Genomic DNA, 16,740 nt, shown 5'->3' with positions numbered 1-16,740 from the left:
GCCGTCTATTCAGACTGGCCCTTTTCTGCTGTGATGAACGTCTCTGCAACGGCAGGCCCGCGCTTTGCCGGTTGATGCGGGTGCCCGATAGCGGTGTCCGGGCGCAGACGCATTTCGACCTGAGCATTCCAGGACGCGCCCATAAGCACCAGAAAACTGCTGATCCAAAGCCACACCAACATCGCAATCACAGCCCCAATGGACCCGTAAACCTGATTGTAGTTGCCGAAATTAGCGACGTAATAGCTGAATCCGATGGATACCACCGCCCAAGAGGCCACGGCGAATATAGCGCCAAAGCTCAGCCAGTTTGGCTTGGCTGTGCGGTGGTTTGGTCCGAACCGGTATAGCACCCCGATACCCGCCAGCAGCACCGTAATGGCAATGCTCCAGCGGATCAGATCAGCCAAAATAACTCCGAAGATACCCAAGGGGATGAAGGCCAGAACGATCGGCGCAATAACCACGGTGACCAGCGCAATGATCCCGACCATAACCAAACCAAAGGTCAGCATCAGCGCACGAAAGTAATGCCTTGCCACATTCCGGTTGGGCTGGTGATAGACACTGTTCAACCCGATCATCATCGCCCCGACACCGGCACGGGCAGACCACAACGCCGCAAGCACCGATATCGCGCCGGCCCAACCCAATGTCTCGGAACTGGTGGTCACCAAAGACACGATTTGCTGGTTCATGATGTCATACACGTCGTCAGGCAGCAGGCCACGCATCTCTTCGAGCTGGGCAATCACAACGACCGGGTCCGAAATCAGGCTCAGCAAGGTGACAAGGGCCGCCAATGCGGGAAACAGCGACAACATCCCATAAAACGCCACACCCGCCGCAATCAGCGCAATATTCCGTTCGCTGATATCTTCAATCATCGCCCTGAAAGCAGTCCAATACAGCACGACCGTATCCAATGTTATTTTTCCCAAGGATCGGGTCCTTTCGATGCGGTCCGGCAATGCACCCACGGGCTGACAAACGCCTCGGGATATAGCTATTTCAATACTTCTACCTCATCGCGCCGCTGACCCCAAGCCGCGAGGGCAAAACTGATCACCCCCAGACGATATTTTCCGAAATTGCCGGAATAAAAACCCCGAACACAGCCCCCGGACCCGGTTGTCCCTTCGGGATCAACGCCACCATTTCGACCCACCGCGCCTAAATGCTGATGACCCAAGCAGATAATTGTGGTTGTGATTCAAGGGCGAACCAGCGCAGAAATCTCAAATCCACTCACGCCAACGCAGTCAGGGCCAAAATGTTCACGCACAACTCAGACCTCATGCAATCGATCCGCGCCAGCTTTGCCCATGTGGATACCTGCCCGTTCCAGGGGCCGCGCATCTTCTTCGAAAATGCCGGTGGCGCTTTGACGTTGAATTCGGTGGTACAGACCTCGACCCTGTTCGCGTCGATCCCGGACAATCAGGGCCGCGACAACCCCGCCTCACATGCGCTCGTTGAAACCATCAAACAGGCCAAGGCTGACATGGCCGTGTTTTTCAACGCGCCCAACGGCCAGTTTTTCGTTGGCGAAAGCGGCACAGAACTGTCCTTCCGCCTGATCCGCACCGCTGTGACGGGCACCCCCGATGGCGCTGTGATAGGCTCTAGTGTTGAACATCCCGCCTCGCGCAGCGCCGCGCTGCATTGGGCCGAAAAAACGGGCAAAGCCTATATCAACGTCCCCCATGATGATGCCACAGGGCAGGTCACACCCGCCGCCTATGCCGCCCTGATGACACCCCAAGTACGGGTCGCGACGATCCTGCACACGTCACCCGTCACCGGCATCGCCAATGATGTCGCCGGTATCAGTGCCGCGATCCGCGCCGTTGCCCCCGATGCGTTCATCTTCGTCGATGGCATCCAGCACGCCAGCCACGGGCGTATCGACATCGCCAGCTACGACATCGACGGCTATGTGATCTCGCCCTACAAACTGTTCTCGCGCCACGGCTATGGCATCGCCTGGGCGTCGGACCGCCTGAGCACGCTGTCGATTGAAACGCTCAAGGACGGCCCCGCCGGAAATTGGGAAATGGGCACGCGCGATACTGGCGCTTACGCCACCTTCAGCGATGTGGTGCGCTATTTCGAATGGCTGGGCCAGCAGGTTTCCGATGCAACCGCCCCCCGCGCCCAGATCGAAGCCGCCGGTGTCGCGATCCATGACCACGAAAAACACCTGACCGACGCCCTGCTGTTCGGCACAGGCAACCTTGCCGGTCTCGCCGATCTGCCCGATGCCACCATTCTTGGGGGCACGGGTAACCCCGACCGCGAAGGTCTGGTTTGTTTTAGCCTCAAATCGGTCCCCGCCGCCGAGATTGTCGAAAAACTCAATGCCCAGGGCATCCGCACCCATCTGCGCAAGGCGGATCACTACTCCGGAAACATCCTGACCCCTCTTGGCCTGGATGCTGCCGTGCGCGTTTCGCTGTGCCATTACAACACATTGGACGAAGTCCGCGCTTTGCTCACCGCAATAAAGGACATCGCCGGATAATCCCTCCGGCCCTGTTTCATTTTGCAAAATAAACTCAAATCCAACGGCGCAACCCAAGTCACCGCTTGCCATATCAATGCACACGATCAAACATGCACCTATGACAAGCACACTCTCCGCCGCCATTATCGCCAAGCGTGACGACCTGATCGCGCTGACCCAGGATTTGATCCGCATCCCGACGCTCAACCCGCCGGGGCGCGACTATCTGTTGATCTGTGAATACCTCGACAAAAGGCTCAAACAGCACGGGTTCGAGACGCAATTGATCCGCGCTCACGGCACCCCCGGCGACAGTGCGAAATACCCCCGTTGGAACATCATCGCCCGCCGCGAGGGCACGCAGTCCGGGGAAACGGTGCATTTCAACAGCCATACCGATGTGGTCGAAGTCGGCGCAGGCTGGACGTTTGACCCTTTCGGGGCCGAAATCTCGGACGGCAAGATTTACGGGCGCGGCACCTGCGATATGAAAGGCGGGTTGGCCGCGTCTATCATCGCCGCCGAAGCGTTCATCGAAACGCATCCCGAATTTTCCGGCGCGATCGAAATTTCCGGCACCGCAGATGAAGAATCCGGCGGCTATGGTGGCGTGGCCTATCTGGCGGAACAGGGGTTCTTTAACCCTGAACGGGTCCAGCATGTGATCATCCCCGAACCCTTGCAGAAAGACCGGATTTGTTTGGGCCATCGCGGTGGCTGGTGGGCGGAGATCGAGACAAAGGGCGAAATCGCCCACGGTTCGATGCCGTTTCTGGGCGATTGCGCCGTGCGCCACATGGGTGCCGTCCTGTCCGAGTTCGAGAACAAGCTGTTCCCCGCCATGGCCGCACGTCACACCGATATGCCCGTCGTCCCCGAAGGGGCGCGCAGTTCAACCATGAACATCAATTCGATCCACGGCGGTCAAAAGGAAAACGACGAAGATTTCGACGGCCTGCCCGCCCATTGCGTGCCCGACAGTTGCCGGATCACCATTGACCGGCGGTTCCTGATGGAAGAACCGCTCGACCAAGTGCGCGACGAAGTGCGCGCCCTGCTGGAAGGGTTGCGCGAAACGCGGGTCGATTTTGATTACGAGCTGACTGAGCTGAATTCGGTGCTGCCCTCAATGACAGACCGGGACGCCCCCATCGTTCAAACCGTGGCCAGCGCCATTCAGGATATCATGGGCAAAGCGCCAGAATACGTCGCCTCGCCCGGGTCATATGACCAGAAACACATCGACCGGATTGGCAAGCTCAAGAACTGTATCGCCTACGGTCCGGGCCTCTTGGAACTGGCGCACAAGCCTGACGAATATATTGGCATCGACGATATGATCGACAGCGCCTGCGTGATGGGTGCCGCACTCGAAACGCTGCTTTTGCCGAAACAATAGGCTCTATTCCGTCGCAAAAGCGTGGGACGCGGCAATTGCCAGCCCGTCGACGATCGCGGTCATTGCGGCACCCCGATGCAATTCAGCCTGCGGAAAGGTGCCGCGCATGGCCATGTCGATCACCCCCATCAGGCTCGACCCGCCGACAAAGATCAGCTTGTTCACATCCGAAGGCGCAAGGTCGGCCTGCGCGACCAGATCGGTGGCAACCTGCGCGATGCTATTGGCCATTTCATTCAATGTCGCGGCCATCATCGCGGGGGGCAGCGGCACGCGCAGACCACGCTCCAGAATATCGAGTTTGATTTCGGGCGGCGCGGTCGCTGCCACATCATTCGCCGCGATCTTCCCTGCCTCGACGGCAAAGGCGATGTCGTGGCCCAGCTCGTCCTCAAGCACCTTGACCAGACGGTTCAGCAAATCAGGCTCGACCGCATATTTCGCCAGATCATCGACGGCACGCCGTTGTTCGCGGGTATAAAGGAACGGGATTTTTTGCCATGTCGCCAGATCGGTGAACACGGCATGGGGTGCGGCATGGGTTTCATCGCCGAACACATGTTTGATCTGGCTGCCCATGCCCAGATGCGGCATGACGTGATGCAAGCTGAGCTCCCGGTCGAAATCCGTACCGCCCATGCGCAGGCCCTTGCTGGCCAAAATATGAATGCCTGCGTCGCCTTGCTGGCGAAACAGCGTAAAATCCGATGTACCCCCACCGATATCCACGATCAGCCCCAGATCACCGGGTTCAAGCACGCCGCGGTTGGCCAGGGCGGCTGCTTCGGGTTCAGGCATGAAACGCACGTCTTTGAAACCGGCAAGGTGATAGCATTCGGTCAAATCGACCAACGCCTGGGCATTGCGCGCGGCATCGGCGCTGTGAAACATCACAGGGCGCCCCGATAGCGCACGATCGAATGTCTGGCCTGTGGCCGCTTCGGCGCGTTTTTTCATCTCGGCCAGAAAGCTGGCCACGATGGCGACAAAATCCATCCGCTTGCCCATCAACATCCGGCTTTCGCGCATCAAGGGCGTGCCCAGCAGGCTTTTGAGCGCGCGCATATACCGCCCCTCGTCGCCGCCGATCAGCGCTTCTTGGGCACCGCGCCCGTATATGATCCGCTTTTCCTCGACATCGAAAAACAACGCCGTGGGAAGGGTGTTTTCGCCTGCCTCGACATCAATCAGACGGGGCACACCGTCGATGGCATAGCCCGCCGCAGAGTTGGACGTCCCGAAATCAATTCCCAATGTGGAAGATACCGCAGTCATAACGCACCCCTGCCTGATAAGCGAAGGTGGCGCATAAACCGCCAGCGCAAGCGGCACAATACAAATTTGTTAGTGTTATGGCAGTGCTGGTCAAAGCGTTTCGAACTGGATAGACTTTTTTTGAAAGTTAACAGGAGACCTCCGATGTTTCACCTTCGCTCGCTTATTCTTGGTACTTGCGCTGCCGCGCTGATGGCCGGTGGTGCCGCTGCACAATCCGACATTACCGTCGCAATGCAACTTGAACCGCCACATCTGGACCCGACAAGCGCCGCTGCTGGCGCGATTGATCAGGTGCTTTATTCCAACGTTTTTGAAGGCCTTACGCGGTTCATGGGCGATGGATCGGTTGTTCCCGGTCTGGCAAAATCGTGGGAAATTTCAGAAGACGGTCTGACCTATACGTTCAAGCTGCAAGAAGGTGTGACCTTTCACGATGGCACCACAATGGACGCCGAAGATGTGAAATTCAGCCTTGACCGGATCGGGGCCGAAGACAGCGCCAACGCGCAAAAAGCGTTGTTTAGTGCCATTTCCGAGGTCAATGTGATTGATCCCACAACGGTCGAGATCAAGCTGAGCGAGCCGAACGGCAACATGCTGTTCAACCTTGCGTGGGGCGATGCCGTGATTGTGGCACCCGAAAGCATCGACAACATCAAACAGCTGCCCATCGGCACCGGTGCGTTCAAGTTCACCAGCTGGACGCAGGGCGATAACATCATGATCGAAAAGAACCCCACCTATTGGGGTGCGCCTGCCGCGCTGGACATGGCAACATTCAAGTTCATCTCGGACCCGACTGCAGCTTTTGCGTCGATGATGGCCGAAGATGTCGATGTTTTCGTTGGCTTCCCCGCCCCTGAAAACCTGCCCCAATTCGAGGCAGACCCGCGCTTTCAAGTGCTGGTCGGATCGACCGAGGGCGAAACCATTCTGGCGATGAACAACAAGCAAGCGCCGTTCGACAACGTAAAGGTGCGCGAAGCCGTCGCCCATGCGATCAACCGTCAGGCCATCATTGACGGTGCGATGTTCGGCTATGGTACGCCCATCGGCACCCATTTCGCACCGCACAATCCGGCCTATGTAGATGAAACCGCGATCAGCGCGTTTGATCCTGAAAAATCCAAAGCCCTTCTGGCCGAGGCCGGTTTCCCAGACGGGTTCGAGACAACGCTTGACCTGCCGCCCCCTTCCTATGCCCGCCGTGGCGGTGAAATCATCGCGGCGCAACTGGCCGATGTGGGGATCACCGCAAAGATCAACAATGTCGAATGGGCGCAATGGCTTGAGACTGTGTTCAAGGGCAAGAACTTTGGCCTGACCATCGTAAGCCACACCGAACCGATGGACATCGGAATCTACGCAAATCCGGATTACTATTTCCAGTATGACAACCCCGATTTCCAGGCGTTGATGGCCAAATTGAACGCAACCACAGATGCGGATATGCGGACTGAAATGCTGGGCCACGCGCAAAAGATGATCTCGCAAGACTATGTGAACGGCTATCTGTTCCAATTGGCCGCCATGTCAGTCGCCAAGGCCGGGGTGCAAGGCCTTTGGTCAAACGCACCGACGCAGGCAACCGACCTGACGGGCGTAACCTGGGCTGAATAGACCTTCGTCTTTTAAAGAAATTGAAACGCCTCCGTTTTGCGGGGGCGTTTTTCGTTGGGAAAGGGGCCGGGATTCACACGGGCTTTTGTTGATATACATCAAGGACGGGCCACCTGCCCCGCCGATAGTTTGCCCACAAACCAAACAACCGGAGAGCGCGACATGTTACGCCTTGCATCAATTCTATATTCAATCGTCGCAACATCTTTGGCAGGCTCTTTGATCATTGTCGCTCTGGCTTCAGGCTACGATACCCTCACGCCTATTCTTGGCGGGGCCGTGATTGGTGCGGTGCTTGCCATTCCGGTCAGCTATTTCGTGGCACGGGCGATTATTTCCAACAAACGATAGCGCCTGCCCTCAGCTGCGTGCGGCAAGCAGCTTTACCATCTGTCTGATTTCATCCCGAACGCCCCCTTGGCGCGGCGTGTCGCGCAAGGTTGTGAACCAGTGATCGGGCGGGTTTTTGCCCCGACGGTTGCCATCAAACCGCAAGGCGCGCAGCACGGTCTGGGCCTTGTCGGGCAGACGTTCAGGTATTTCCAACCCGTTCAAAGTTGCCCAGACCCCTGTCCATAACCGCCCGACCGACCACGGGTTATACCCGCCCCCGCCAAGCACCAGCAGGCGCGGGGCCATACCCATCAGCCCGCGCAAAACATCCAAATGCGCGTTGTTAGAGAGTGATAGATGCGACAGGGGGTCTTCCTCCACGGCATCAGCACCACACAGCAACACAATCGCATCGGGCCTGAACGCCTGAACCTTGGGCAAGATCAGATGATCGCGGATATGGGCCATTTCACTGTCGTTCAACCCGCGCGGCACAGGCAGGTTAAACGCATTTCCACCCGCATCATTTTCGATGGGCCCACTGCGCGGCCAAAGACGGTCTTCGTGAATTGAAATCATCAGGCAGTCGGGATCACCGCCAAAACCGACCTCGACCCCGTCGGGATGATGCGCGTCGATATCAACATAGGCGATGCGGCGGACACCATGATGGCGCAGGGATTTCATCGCCAACACCGGATCGTTCAGATAACAAAAGCCGTTGGCGCGGTCTGGCATCCCGTGATGGGTCCCACCAGCAGGGTTATAGATCACGCCGCCATCGCGCAGCAATTCACCGGCAAGGATCGACCCGCCCGCAGCTGTGGCAGGTCTGCGGAAAATTTCACCAAAGACTGGGTTGGTCACACTGCCGATATCATGGCGATCCAAATCATCAGCGGTCGCTTTCTGGTCCGCTTCAACGCGCTGCAAGGCTGCGATGTATTCTGGCGTGTGCCAACCGATCAAGGCCTTTGGTTTCGCCCGAGGAGAGGTGATGTATTGCGATGGAGGCAACCATCCCATTGCACGGGACAGGTCGATTACCGTCGATACCCGCGGCACACGCAACGGGTGCCAGCGCCCATAACTAGAACCCCGGAAAATTTCGTGCCCGATGAACATTGGTCTGCGCATAGCCAAGATATCTAACGCTTTGGCATCGGATAGCGAGGCATGTTTCACAAAAAAACGGGCGCAAAAATGCGCCCGTTCAAACTCGTTAACAAACAGCTATTACTTGGTGCCAACAAGGCCAGCTGCTGCTTCACCTACTGTCGCGTCAAAGTTGAGCGAACAAATGCGGTAAAGCTGCTTTGTTGCCGTCACAACAGTCGGTTCCGCCGTTTCATTGGACGCTTCGGTGTTTCCGCCTGTTGGCTCTACCGCTCTGGCTTCGCCGTCTATGATCGAATCGCTGACAGCCACACCATCAGTCGCGACTTCAGCGGTGACATCCGCTGACATATCGGTGGCACGGGCGTTATCATCAAGGGATTCGCCGTTATAGCCATCGTCGATTTCAGCAATCGCCATGGATGCGACGGTCGCTTGGTCTTCCTCGGACAGTTGGTTGAACTCGCCACATGTCATCTGCGGGCTGGCGTGAGCCGCGGCAAATGCCGGTGCGGAAATGGTACCCATCAGGGCGGCAATTGCGAGAGTTTTAAAAGTATTGGTCATCGTTAAGCTCCTTGTTACTAACTTCTGCATTACCAACACGACCAGTTGCCTTATTGTTCCAACTTTTGCGAACATCCTGTAATTTTATTTTATTTCAGATGGTTAAAAGCTGCCAAATCAGCGGGTGACATTCCTTTCCTATCTGGACGCGTTCAAAATCCGCGCCTAACCTGTGAAAATGTTGCGTTATACAATCAAACGATTGCTTTCCCTTTGCATCAGCCTTGCTGTGGCATCCCTTGTCATCTTTTCCGTTATCGAAATCGCGCCCGGTGATCCTGCCTCGTTCATGCTGGGCATGAATGCACAGCCCGAAACATTGGCCGCCCTGCGCACGGAACTTGGCTTGGACGCGTCAAAACCCGAACGGTATTTGTCATGGGTTGGCGGTTTGCTGACCGGTGATTTCGGCACGTCCTATACATACCGCACCCCCGTCGCTGATATGATCGCCGCGCGCATGTGGGTGTCGCTGCCGCTTGCGCTTTATGCTTTGGCTCTGTCCACGCTGATCGCCTTTCCCGCCGGAATATATGCCGCCTCGCGTCGGGGCCGTGCGGGGGATCTGGGCGTTATGGGGGCCACGCAACTGGGTGTCGCTGTGCCGAACTTCTGGTTTGCGATGATGCTGGTGCTGATTTTTTCGATCAATCTGCGGTGGTTTGCAGCGGGCGGGTTTGTTGGCTGGGACAAAGGGCTGTTGGCCGGTCTGCATGCCCTGACATTGCCCGCAATCGCGCTGGCCTTGCCCCAGGCCGCGATCCTTGCGCGGGTGATGCGGTCATCGCTGCTGGATGTCTTGGGCGAGGACTACATGCGCACCGCACGCGCCAAAGGTTTGACCGAACGCCAGGCGCTGTGGCGGCACGGTTTGCGCAATGCGTTGATCCCGGTGCTGACGATCATCGGTTTGCAATTCTCGTTTTTGCTGGCGGGGTCCATCATCATCGAACAGGTGTTTTACCTGCCCGGATTGGGGCGGCTGGTGTTTCAATCCATATCCGCGCGCGATCTGATCGTCGTGGAATCTGTTGTGATGTTGCTGGTGTTCTCGGTTATTCTGGTCAATTTTCTGGTCGATCTGGCCTATGCCGCCGTCGATCCGCGCCTAAGGTCCCGCACATGAACCGCAATCTGATCATTGGCGCGGCGCTCACCGGATTTTTCATCCTTGCCGCTCTGGTATCATTCGTCTGGACGCCATTTGATCACACCGCGATGGACATCCCCAACAAGCTAAAGGGAATTGGCGGCGATCATCTGCTGGGCACAGATCACTTTGGCCGCGATATTCTAAGCATGATCATGGTGGGGGCCCGCACATCCATCGCCGTTGCGCTGGTGGCCGTTGGCATCGGCATGGGGCTGGGCATACCGTTAGGCCTGTGGGCGGCAGCACGGCGCGGGTCGCTGGTGGACGAGCTGATCATGCGCGGCAACGACCTGATCTTTGCCTTCCCCTCGCTGGTGATTGCTATCCTGATCACAGCAATCTTCGGGGCCAGCGCGATCAACGCCATCATCGCCATCGGCATTTTCAACATCCCGGTCTTTGCCCGCATCACCCGTGGTGCCGCGCTAAGCCTTTGGGAACGCGAATTCATCCTTGCTGCCCGAGTTGCTGGAAAATCCGCCACGCGCATATCGGTTGAACATATCCTGCCGAATGTGACCAACCTGCTGATCGTCCAAAGCACAATCCAGTTCAGTCTGGGTATTCTGGCCGAGGCGGGCCTTTCCTATGTGGGTCTAGGTGCCCAACCGCCGACACCGTCATGGGGGCGGATGCTGGCAGACGCCCAAACACTGGTGTCGATCGCGCCGCATATGGCGCTTATCCCCGGCTTTGCGATCATCCTGACCGTGTTGGGGTTGAACCTGATGGGTGACGGTTTGCGCGATTACCTTGACCCACGGTTGCGGGTGGCGCGGGTATGACATTGCTCAGCATCACCAACCTGTCGGTCGCGATCCACAGCTATCCGATCTTGCATGATGTAACGATCACCGTGGATCAAGGCGAAATCGTCGCCGTCACGGGGGAAAGCGGATCGGGCAAATCCATGACAGCCCTGGCTGCGATGCAACTGCTGCCCAAGGGTGCCCATGCCAAAGGGCATATCATGCTGGGCGATCAGGATTTGCTGAAACTGTCCGAACAGGAACTTTGCGCGATCCGTGGCAACGACATCGGCATGGTGTTTCAGGAACCGATGACCGCGCTCAACCCTGTGCAAACCATTGGGGATCAAGTCGCCGAAACGATCCGTGTGCATGACCGGTCAGTCTCACGCGGTGATGCGCTGGCGCGGGCGGCGGAAACCCTGGAACGTGTCGGCCTTCCAAATGTGAAATTCCCCCTGTCCCGCTATCCGCATGAACTGTCGGGTGGCCAACGCCAGCGCGTTGTCATTGCCATGGCGATTGCCCTTCGCCCCCGGTTGCTGATCGCCGATGAACCCACAACGGCGCTGGATGTGACCACACAGGCGCAAATCCTTGACCTGCTCAAATCGCTGGCCAAGGCCGATAATATGGGCCTGCTGATGATCACCCATGATTTGGCCGTCGTTGCCGATATGGCTGACCGCATTGTCGTCATGCGCAAAGGCGAAGTGGTCGAACAAGGCGAAACCCGATCCCTGCTGCGCGACATGCACCACCCCTATACGAAAATGCTATTCGCGGCTTCGAACCACAAGGTTGCACTGCCCCCCGCGCCACCACCCGCCCCCCTGCTTGAGGTGCAAAATGTCAGCCGTGATTACCGTCTGCCCCGTACCACTGTGCTTGGCAGTTCCGGCACATTCAGGGCCGTCGATAACGTGTCCTTTACCCTCAAACGAGGCGAGCGTCTGGGTCTGGTCGGTGAATCCGGCTGTGGAAAATCGACCCTGACAAAGGCAATATTGGGCCTTGAACAGATCCAGTCAGGCACAATCACCCTCGAGGGAGAGCCGGTTTTTTCCGGAAACAAGCCGAACCTTTCCGTGCGCCGCAAAATGCAGGTGGTGTTTCAGGACCCCTTTGGCAGCTTCAACCCCCGTCACCGCGTTGACCGCCTGATCACCGAACCCTTTCACCTGCTGACCGACCCGCCCAACGGTGCCGCGCGTGAAAATGCCATAGCCGAGGCCCTGACCGCTGTCGGTCTGACCCCGGATGACGCGCGCAAATACATTCACGAATTTTCCGGCGGCCAGCGCCAGCGCATCGCCATCGCACGCGCCCTGATCATCCGCCCCGATCTGATCCTGTTCGACGAGGCCGTCAGCGCCTTGGATGTGTCCGTGCGTGCCCAAATCCTCGACCTGCTGGCCGATCTTTGCAAAGCCTATGATCTGACATATCTTTTCATCTCGCATGATTTGTCGGTGGTGCGGACCATTACGGATCGCGTGTTGGTGATGAAATCCGGCCAGATCGTTGAACAAGGGGACACCGAAACCGTTTTTGAAAACCCTCGGCATCCCTATACCCAAGCGCTGCTTGCCGCAGCGCCCGTGCTGCCCGAACTTGGGGGGATTAACCCGTGACGCTTTCAATCGCACCCGTTCCAGAACACAACCGTTCGGTGTTGGATACGATGGCCAAAACGTATTTCGCCGAACTGCTGCCCGATGGGCCGGTCTATTACCCCTCGGCGCTTGACCGCTACTGGATCGAAAAGGGCCGGCACCCCTATCTGATCAACCTCGACGGGGTGCCCATCGGGTTCGCCCTGGTATGGAACCATGCGGATGGCACCCACGAGCTGACAGAATTCACAATCCGCCCCGACCACCGCCACCAAGGGATCGGCACACAGGCCGCGCATCTGATATTCAACGCCCTTGGCGGCGATTGGACATTGGGCGTGGCCACCCATTCTCCCGGCGGCATGGCGTTCTGGGAACAATGCCTTTCCGACTGCGAAAACGTCTGCGAGATCACAGCAGGCCCACCCAAAACGGCGCAGCAGATCGGCTGCTTCACCTTTCGGATCGAACGCCCCTGATGTCCCCGACGCCTTCTTCAACACGCCACTTGGCGGCGGCACAGATCCTGCGTAGCATACCTGCAACAAACCCCAACAAGGAGACCCAAGATGCGACTGACAGGAAAAACCGCAATCGTGACAGGTGGTGCCTCCGGCTTTGGGGCCGGCATCGTGCGCCGTTTTTTGCAAGAAGGCGCACGCGTGATGGTCGCCGATATCAATGGCACCGCAGCCGGACAATTCGCCATTGAAATGGGCGATCATGCAATTGCCCAACAGGTTGATGTGGGCGACGGTGCTTCGGTTCAGGCGATGACAGATGCGGCTCTGGCGGCATGGGGCCATATCGACATCCTGGTCAACAACGCAGGCGTTTCGCATATGCCTGCCCCCCTCGAGACGATCAGCGAAGACGATTTTGACCGTGTCACCCGCGTAAATATAAAATCCGTCTACCTGACGGCCCGCAGCATCGTACCGCATATGAAACAACGCCAAACCGGCGTGATCCTCAACGTTGCCTCTACCGCCGGTGTGTCCCCGCGGCCGAACCTGAACTGGTACAATGCTTCAAAAGGGTGGATGATCACCGCAACAAAGACCATGGCGGTTGAACTTGCCCCCCAAGGCATCCGCGTCAACGCGATCAACCCCGTTGCGGGTGAAACGCCGCTGCTGAAAACCTTCATGGGCGAAGACACCCCCGAAATGCGCGCCAAGTTCCTGTCCACCATCCCGCTCGGTCGTTTCAGCCAACCCGAAGACATGGGCAACGCTGCCCTGTTCTTGTGCTCGGACGAGGCAAGCATGATCACCGGCGTCGCAATGGAAGTCGACGGCGGCCGTTGTATCTAGGCCATTTTCATTTTGCCAAATAAACTCCCCGCGGAGCGTTCCGCCCTTGCTACAGGCACGAAGCCATGAAAACCGGTCCCCAAAACCTGATTACGGATATCGCCGGGCTTCGTGTCGGCAACGCTCAGGATGACCCCTTGAAATCCGGCACCACGGTCTTGACCGCCGATGCACCTTTTACCACCTCTGTCCATGTGATGGGCGGCGCACCGGGTACGCGCGAAACCGATTTGCTGGCACCGGACAAATCCGTCGCTGCCGTCGATGCCTTGGTCCTGTCGGGCGGGTCTGCTTTCGGCTTGGATGCCTGCTCTGGCGTGGTTGACCGTCTGCGCGCCGTCGGTCGCGGCTTTCAGGTGGGGCCTGCCACGATCCCCTTGGTGCCCGGCGCAATTTTGTTTGATTTGCTGAACGGCGGCCAGAAAGACTGGGCCGAAAACCCCTACCGCGCCCTTGGTCGTGCTGCATTTGATGCGGCCAGCGACAGTTTCGCCTTGGGAACGGTTGGCGCGGGCACTGGCGCGCTCAGCGCTATGGTCAAAGGCGGGCTTGGCTCTGCCTCGTTGCAATTGCCCGACGGCACGATGGTTGGCGCATTGGTTGCCGCAAATCCCGTGGGTGCCGTGACAACCCCCGGCGATCGTCATTTTTATGCTGCCCCGTTTGAAATGGGCAGCGAATTCGGCGGGCTTGGTCCTGATCCCGCCAGCGGCCTGGGGCTTACCCTTGATAGTCGGAAAATCGCAGCAATGTCGCCGCGCGAAAACACCACGATTGCGATTGTTGCCACAGATGCGACCCTAACAAAGGCGCAGTGCAAGCGGATGGCGGTTGCAGCCCATGACGGTATTGGCCGCGCAACAGTCCCCGCACACACCCCGCATGACGGGGATCTGGTGTTCGCGCTCAGCACCGCAGGTCATCAGGTTGAGGATCGGATGCTGGCCCTTATCGGCCACGCGGCATCATTGTGCCTTGCCCGTGCAATCGCCCGCGCGATCTACGAGGCCACCCCTGCCCCGGGTGACCTGCTGCCGTGTTGGAGGGATCTGAATGCCTGAGCATTCCCTTCCCAAGTGGGCCGGCATTTGCTTTGGCGGGGAATGACAAGATTGTTCTGCGCGTCTTGCTGAACGATATCATGACGCATTTTGGCTCTAACACAGGGCATTTAGTAAAGGGTGCAGTATGACAACCGATCTATACGGTCTGCCGATCACCACGCAAAACCCGCAGACCCTTCAGGGGATCAATGATTTCATTCACGGTTTCATCGCCTATGAGACGAAGGCCCCGAATATCATTCCGACAGCCGATGCCGACCCGGCCTGTGGGCTGGCAAATGCCTATGCCGCGATGCTGTGGATGTTTCTTGAGGCCCCCGCCGCCCCGGCCAAGGCTGCACCCTATATGGCCCGCGCGCGTTCAGCCGACCCCGGCACCCAACGCGAGGCGCAGGTGATTGAAACCATCGGTCAATGGGTTGATGGCGATATCCCCGCGATGCTGGCAGGATGCGATGCCATTACCACCGACCATCCGCGCGATGTCACCATGCTCAAGCTGGCGCAGTATCATCTATTCAACACCGGTGATGCCGCCGGTATGCTGCGCTTTGCCCTCAAGGCCCTGCCAGACGCCGTTGATATCCCCTATGTGCACGGCATGATCGCGTTCGGCTATGAACAATGCCACCTGCTGGACGATGCCGAAGCCGCCGCGCGGCGGGCCATGTCCCTGCGCCACGACGAACCTTGGGCCCATCACGCCTTGGCGCATGTCATGCTTACCCAAGGGCGCGTATCCGAAGGGGCCGCGTTTCTGGAAAGCGTTGCTGGCACATGGCAGCCCCTGAATTCCTTTATGCGCAGTCATAACTGGTGGCATCTGGCGCTGTTTTATCTGTCACAGGGGCGACATGACGACGTGCGCTGCGCCTATGACACGCATATCTGGGGCTTGGCCAAAGACTATTCCCAGGATCAGGTCGGTGCCGTGTCGCTGCTGGCGCGGATGGAATTCGCAGGCGTCAGCGTGGGTGACCGATGGGCAGATGTTGCCGATCACATCGCATTGCGCGGGCAGGATACGGTAAATGCATTCCTGACCCTGCAATATCTATATGCGTTAGGTCGCACAGCCAAACCGGAGGCACAGTCCCTGATGGCTGCCATCAAAGCCCGCGCCGCAGATACCCGCCAACATGATCATATTGCGTGGGCAGAAGTCGCCCTGCCTGCTGCCCGCGGGATCATCGCACATAGCAAGGGCGATTGGCCGACTGCGATCACGCTGTTGGGTCAGGCGTTGCCCCGCATGGCGGAATGTGGCGGCAGCCATGCGCAGCGCGACCTGTTCGAGCAAATCCATCTGGATGCGCTGGTTCACGACGGGCGTGCATCAGCCGCGCAACAAGTGCTTGAGATGCGCCGCACCTATGACCCTGACGGCGTGCCGCTGAACATGCTTTTGGGCGATATCTATGAAAAAACAGGTTTGCCCGAACAGGCCGCCAAGGCCCGTGCCCGCGCGGAAAAGACCCGCACATCGGTCGCATCACAGTAAAAGACCCGCACAACGATACCGTTGGGCGGGCCTTTTGGTTATCCGTTCAAGGTCGTTTATTCGCTTTTAGGCTCTGCTTCGCCCGCGGCGGGGGAAACGCTGGCCAGATATGCAGCCACGTCTTCGCCACCCTTGCGCAGTTTGAACGACATGTTCGACCGCACCTTGGCGTCGTCCAATGTTTCACGCAGAAAATCGGTCGGGTTCGTCATATAGGCGGCCAAAGTGGCTTCGTCCCAGATCAGGCCCGCTGCGCCAGCCGCAACCAGTGCATCGCTATATTTAATGCCATCAACCGAGCCGGCCTGACGCCCAACGATATTGAACAGGTTCGGGCCGGTTTTGCCACCCTTCTGGATCACTTCGCCTGCATCATCGACGATCGCGTGACAGGCCTTGCACTTGCCAAAGTTCTTTTCGCCATCGGCTACGTCGCCTGCGAATGCAGGGGCTGCAAAGGCGGTTGCCAAAAGTGCTGTATAGATCAGTTTCATGTGTCGTCTCCCGTTTAAAGCTTGTGGA

The 16,740-nt window shown here is 58.1% G+C and carries 16 protein-coding genes; 11 read left to right on the top strand and 5 right to left on the bottom strand.

The features are described from left to right. Nucleotides 1–5: 5 nt before the first annotated feature. On the bottom strand, nucleotides 6–887 hold the full coding sequence (locus HGT1_RS12995) for a YihY/virulence factor BrkB family protein (RefSeq protein ID WP_176250445.1): 882 nt from the start codon (nucleotides 885–887) through the stop codon (nucleotides 6–8). Nucleotides 888–1,273: 386 nt separating this feature from the next. On the opposite strand from HGT1_RS12995, the gene HGT1_RS12990 reads away from it, so the two are divergent. Together HGT1_RS12990 and HGT1_RS12985 are read left to right on the top strand one after the other, a co-directional pair. Further along, nucleotides 1,274–2,524 carry an aminotransferase class V-fold PLP-dependent enzyme gene (locus HGT1_RS12990; RefSeq protein ID WP_176250382.1) on the top strand — a complete coding sequence of 417 codons (1,251 nt, stop codon included), beginning with the start codon at nucleotides 1,274–1,276 and terminating at the stop codon, nucleotides 2,522–2,524. 100 nt (nucleotides 2,525–2,624) lie between these two features. Next, complete coding sequence (locus HGT1_RS12985; protein ID WP_176250381.1) at nucleotides 2,625–3,905, top strand: acetylornithine deacetylase/succinyl-diaminopimelate desuccinylase family protein; 1,281 nt, start codon at nucleotides 2,625–2,627, stop codon at nucleotides 3,903–3,905. 3 nt (nucleotides 3,906–3,908) lie between these two features. On the opposite strand, the gene HGT1_RS12980 is transcribed toward HGT1_RS12985, so the two are convergent. Continuing rightward, nucleotides 3,909–5,180, bottom strand: a complete 1,272-nt coding sequence (locus HGT1_RS12980) for an Hsp70 family protein (protein ID WP_176250380.1) — start codon at nucleotides 5,178–5,180, stop codon at nucleotides 3,909–3,911. A 144-nt stretch (nucleotides 5,181–5,324) separates the two neighbouring features. Here HGT1_RS12980 and HGT1_RS12975 point away from each other — a divergent pair, with 144 nt between their 5' ends. Further along, nucleotides 5,325–6,803: an ABC transporter substrate-binding protein gene (locus HGT1_RS12975; RefSeq protein ID WP_176250379.1), complete on the top strand. Its 1,479-nt coding sequence runs from the start codon at nucleotides 5,325–5,327 to the stop codon at nucleotides 6,801–6,803. Between the two features lie 162 nt (nucleotides 6,804–6,965). Further along, on the top strand, nucleotides 6,966–7,154 hold the full coding sequence (locus HGT1_RS12970) for a CTP synthetase (protein ID WP_176250378.1): 189 nt from the start codon (nucleotides 6,966–6,968) through the stop codon (nucleotides 7,152–7,154). Between the two features lie 9 nt (nucleotides 7,155–7,163). Here the strand turns inward: HGT1_RS12970 and HGT1_RS12965 are convergent, their stop codons facing one another. Both HGT1_RS12965 and HGT1_RS12960 read right to left on the bottom strand, forming a co-directional pair. Continuing rightward, on the bottom strand, nucleotides 7,164–8,273 hold the full coding sequence (locus tag HGT1_RS12965) for an acetoin utilization protein AcuC (protein WP_176250377.1): 1,110 nt from the start codon (nucleotides 8,271–8,273) through the stop codon (nucleotides 7,164–7,166). 99 nt (nucleotides 8,274–8,372) lie between these two features. After that, nucleotides 8,373–8,819 (bottom strand): HdeA/HdeB family chaperone, encoded by a 447-nt coding sequence (locus HGT1_RS12960; RefSeq protein WP_176250376.1) that lies wholly within the window; start codon nucleotides 8,817–8,819, stop codon nucleotides 8,373–8,375. A gap of 178 nt (nucleotides 8,820–8,997) precedes the next feature. Between HGT1_RS12960 and HGT1_RS12955 the strand changes: the two genes are divergently transcribed. From HGT1_RS12955 to HGT1_RS12925, 7 genes are all read left to right on the top strand, one after another. Further along, nucleotides 8,998–9,945, top strand: a complete 948-nt coding sequence (locus HGT1_RS12955; protein WP_176250375.1) for an ABC transporter permease — start codon at nucleotides 8,998–9,000, stop codon at nucleotides 9,943–9,945. Continuing rightward, nucleotides 9,942–10,757, top strand: coding sequence for an ABC transporter permease (locus HGT1_RS12950; protein WP_176250374.1), 816 nt, complete (start codon nucleotides 9,942–9,944; stop codon nucleotides 10,755–10,757). Before HGT1_RS12955 ends, HGT1_RS12950 begins: the two co-directional genes overlap by 4 nt. Continuing rightward, complete coding sequence (locus tag HGT1_RS12945; protein WP_176250373.1) at nucleotides 10,754–12,355, top strand: ABC transporter ATP-binding protein; 1,602 nt, start codon at nucleotides 10,754–10,756, stop codon at nucleotides 12,353–12,355. The genes HGT1_RS12950 and HGT1_RS12945 overlap by 4 nt, the downstream gene beginning before the upstream one ends. Beyond that, the gene (locus HGT1_RS12940; RefSeq protein WP_176250372.1) at nucleotides 12,352–12,816 is read left to right on the top strand and encodes a GNAT family N-acetyltransferase; all 465 of its coding nucleotides are present in this window, start codon (nucleotides 12,352–12,354) and stop codon (nucleotides 12,814–12,816) included. Before HGT1_RS12945 ends, HGT1_RS12940 begins: the two co-directional genes overlap by 4 nt. Nucleotides 12,817–12,906: 90 nt before the next feature. Further along, entirely contained in the window at nucleotides 12,907–13,653 is a 747-nt protein-coding gene (locus tag HGT1_RS12935; protein ID WP_176250371.1) for an SDR family oxidoreductase, read from the top strand. A gap of 65 nt (nucleotides 13,654–13,718) precedes the next feature. Next, nucleotides 13,719–14,714 carry a P1 family peptidase gene (locus HGT1_RS12930; protein ID WP_176250370.1) on the top strand — a complete coding sequence of 332 codons (996 nt, stop codon included), beginning with the start codon at nucleotides 13,719–13,721 and terminating at the stop codon, nucleotides 14,712–14,714. A gap of 127 nt (nucleotides 14,715–14,841) precedes the next feature. Further along, nucleotides 14,842–16,218, top strand: coding sequence for a tetratricopeptide repeat protein (locus HGT1_RS12925; protein ID WP_176250369.1), 1,377 nt, complete (start codon nucleotides 14,842–14,844; stop codon nucleotides 16,216–16,218). A gap of 56 nt (nucleotides 16,219–16,274) precedes the next feature. Here the strand turns inward: HGT1_RS12925 and HGT1_RS12920 are convergent, their stop codons facing one another. After that, nucleotides 16,275–16,712, bottom strand: a complete 438-nt coding sequence (locus tag HGT1_RS12920; RefSeq protein WP_176250368.1) for a cytochrome c family protein — start codon at nucleotides 16,710–16,712, stop codon at nucleotides 16,275–16,277. Nucleotides 16,713–16,740: the final 28 nt, after the last annotated feature.

Source organism: Sulfitobacter sp. HGT1, from assembly GCF_013282155.1.
Taxonomy (GTDB): Bacteria; Pseudomonadota; Alphaproteobacteria; order Rhodobacterales; family Rhodobacteraceae; genus Sulfitobacter.
Note: the sequence above shows the minus strand (reverse complement) of the source record. Positions and strands in the feature narration are given on the sequence as shown.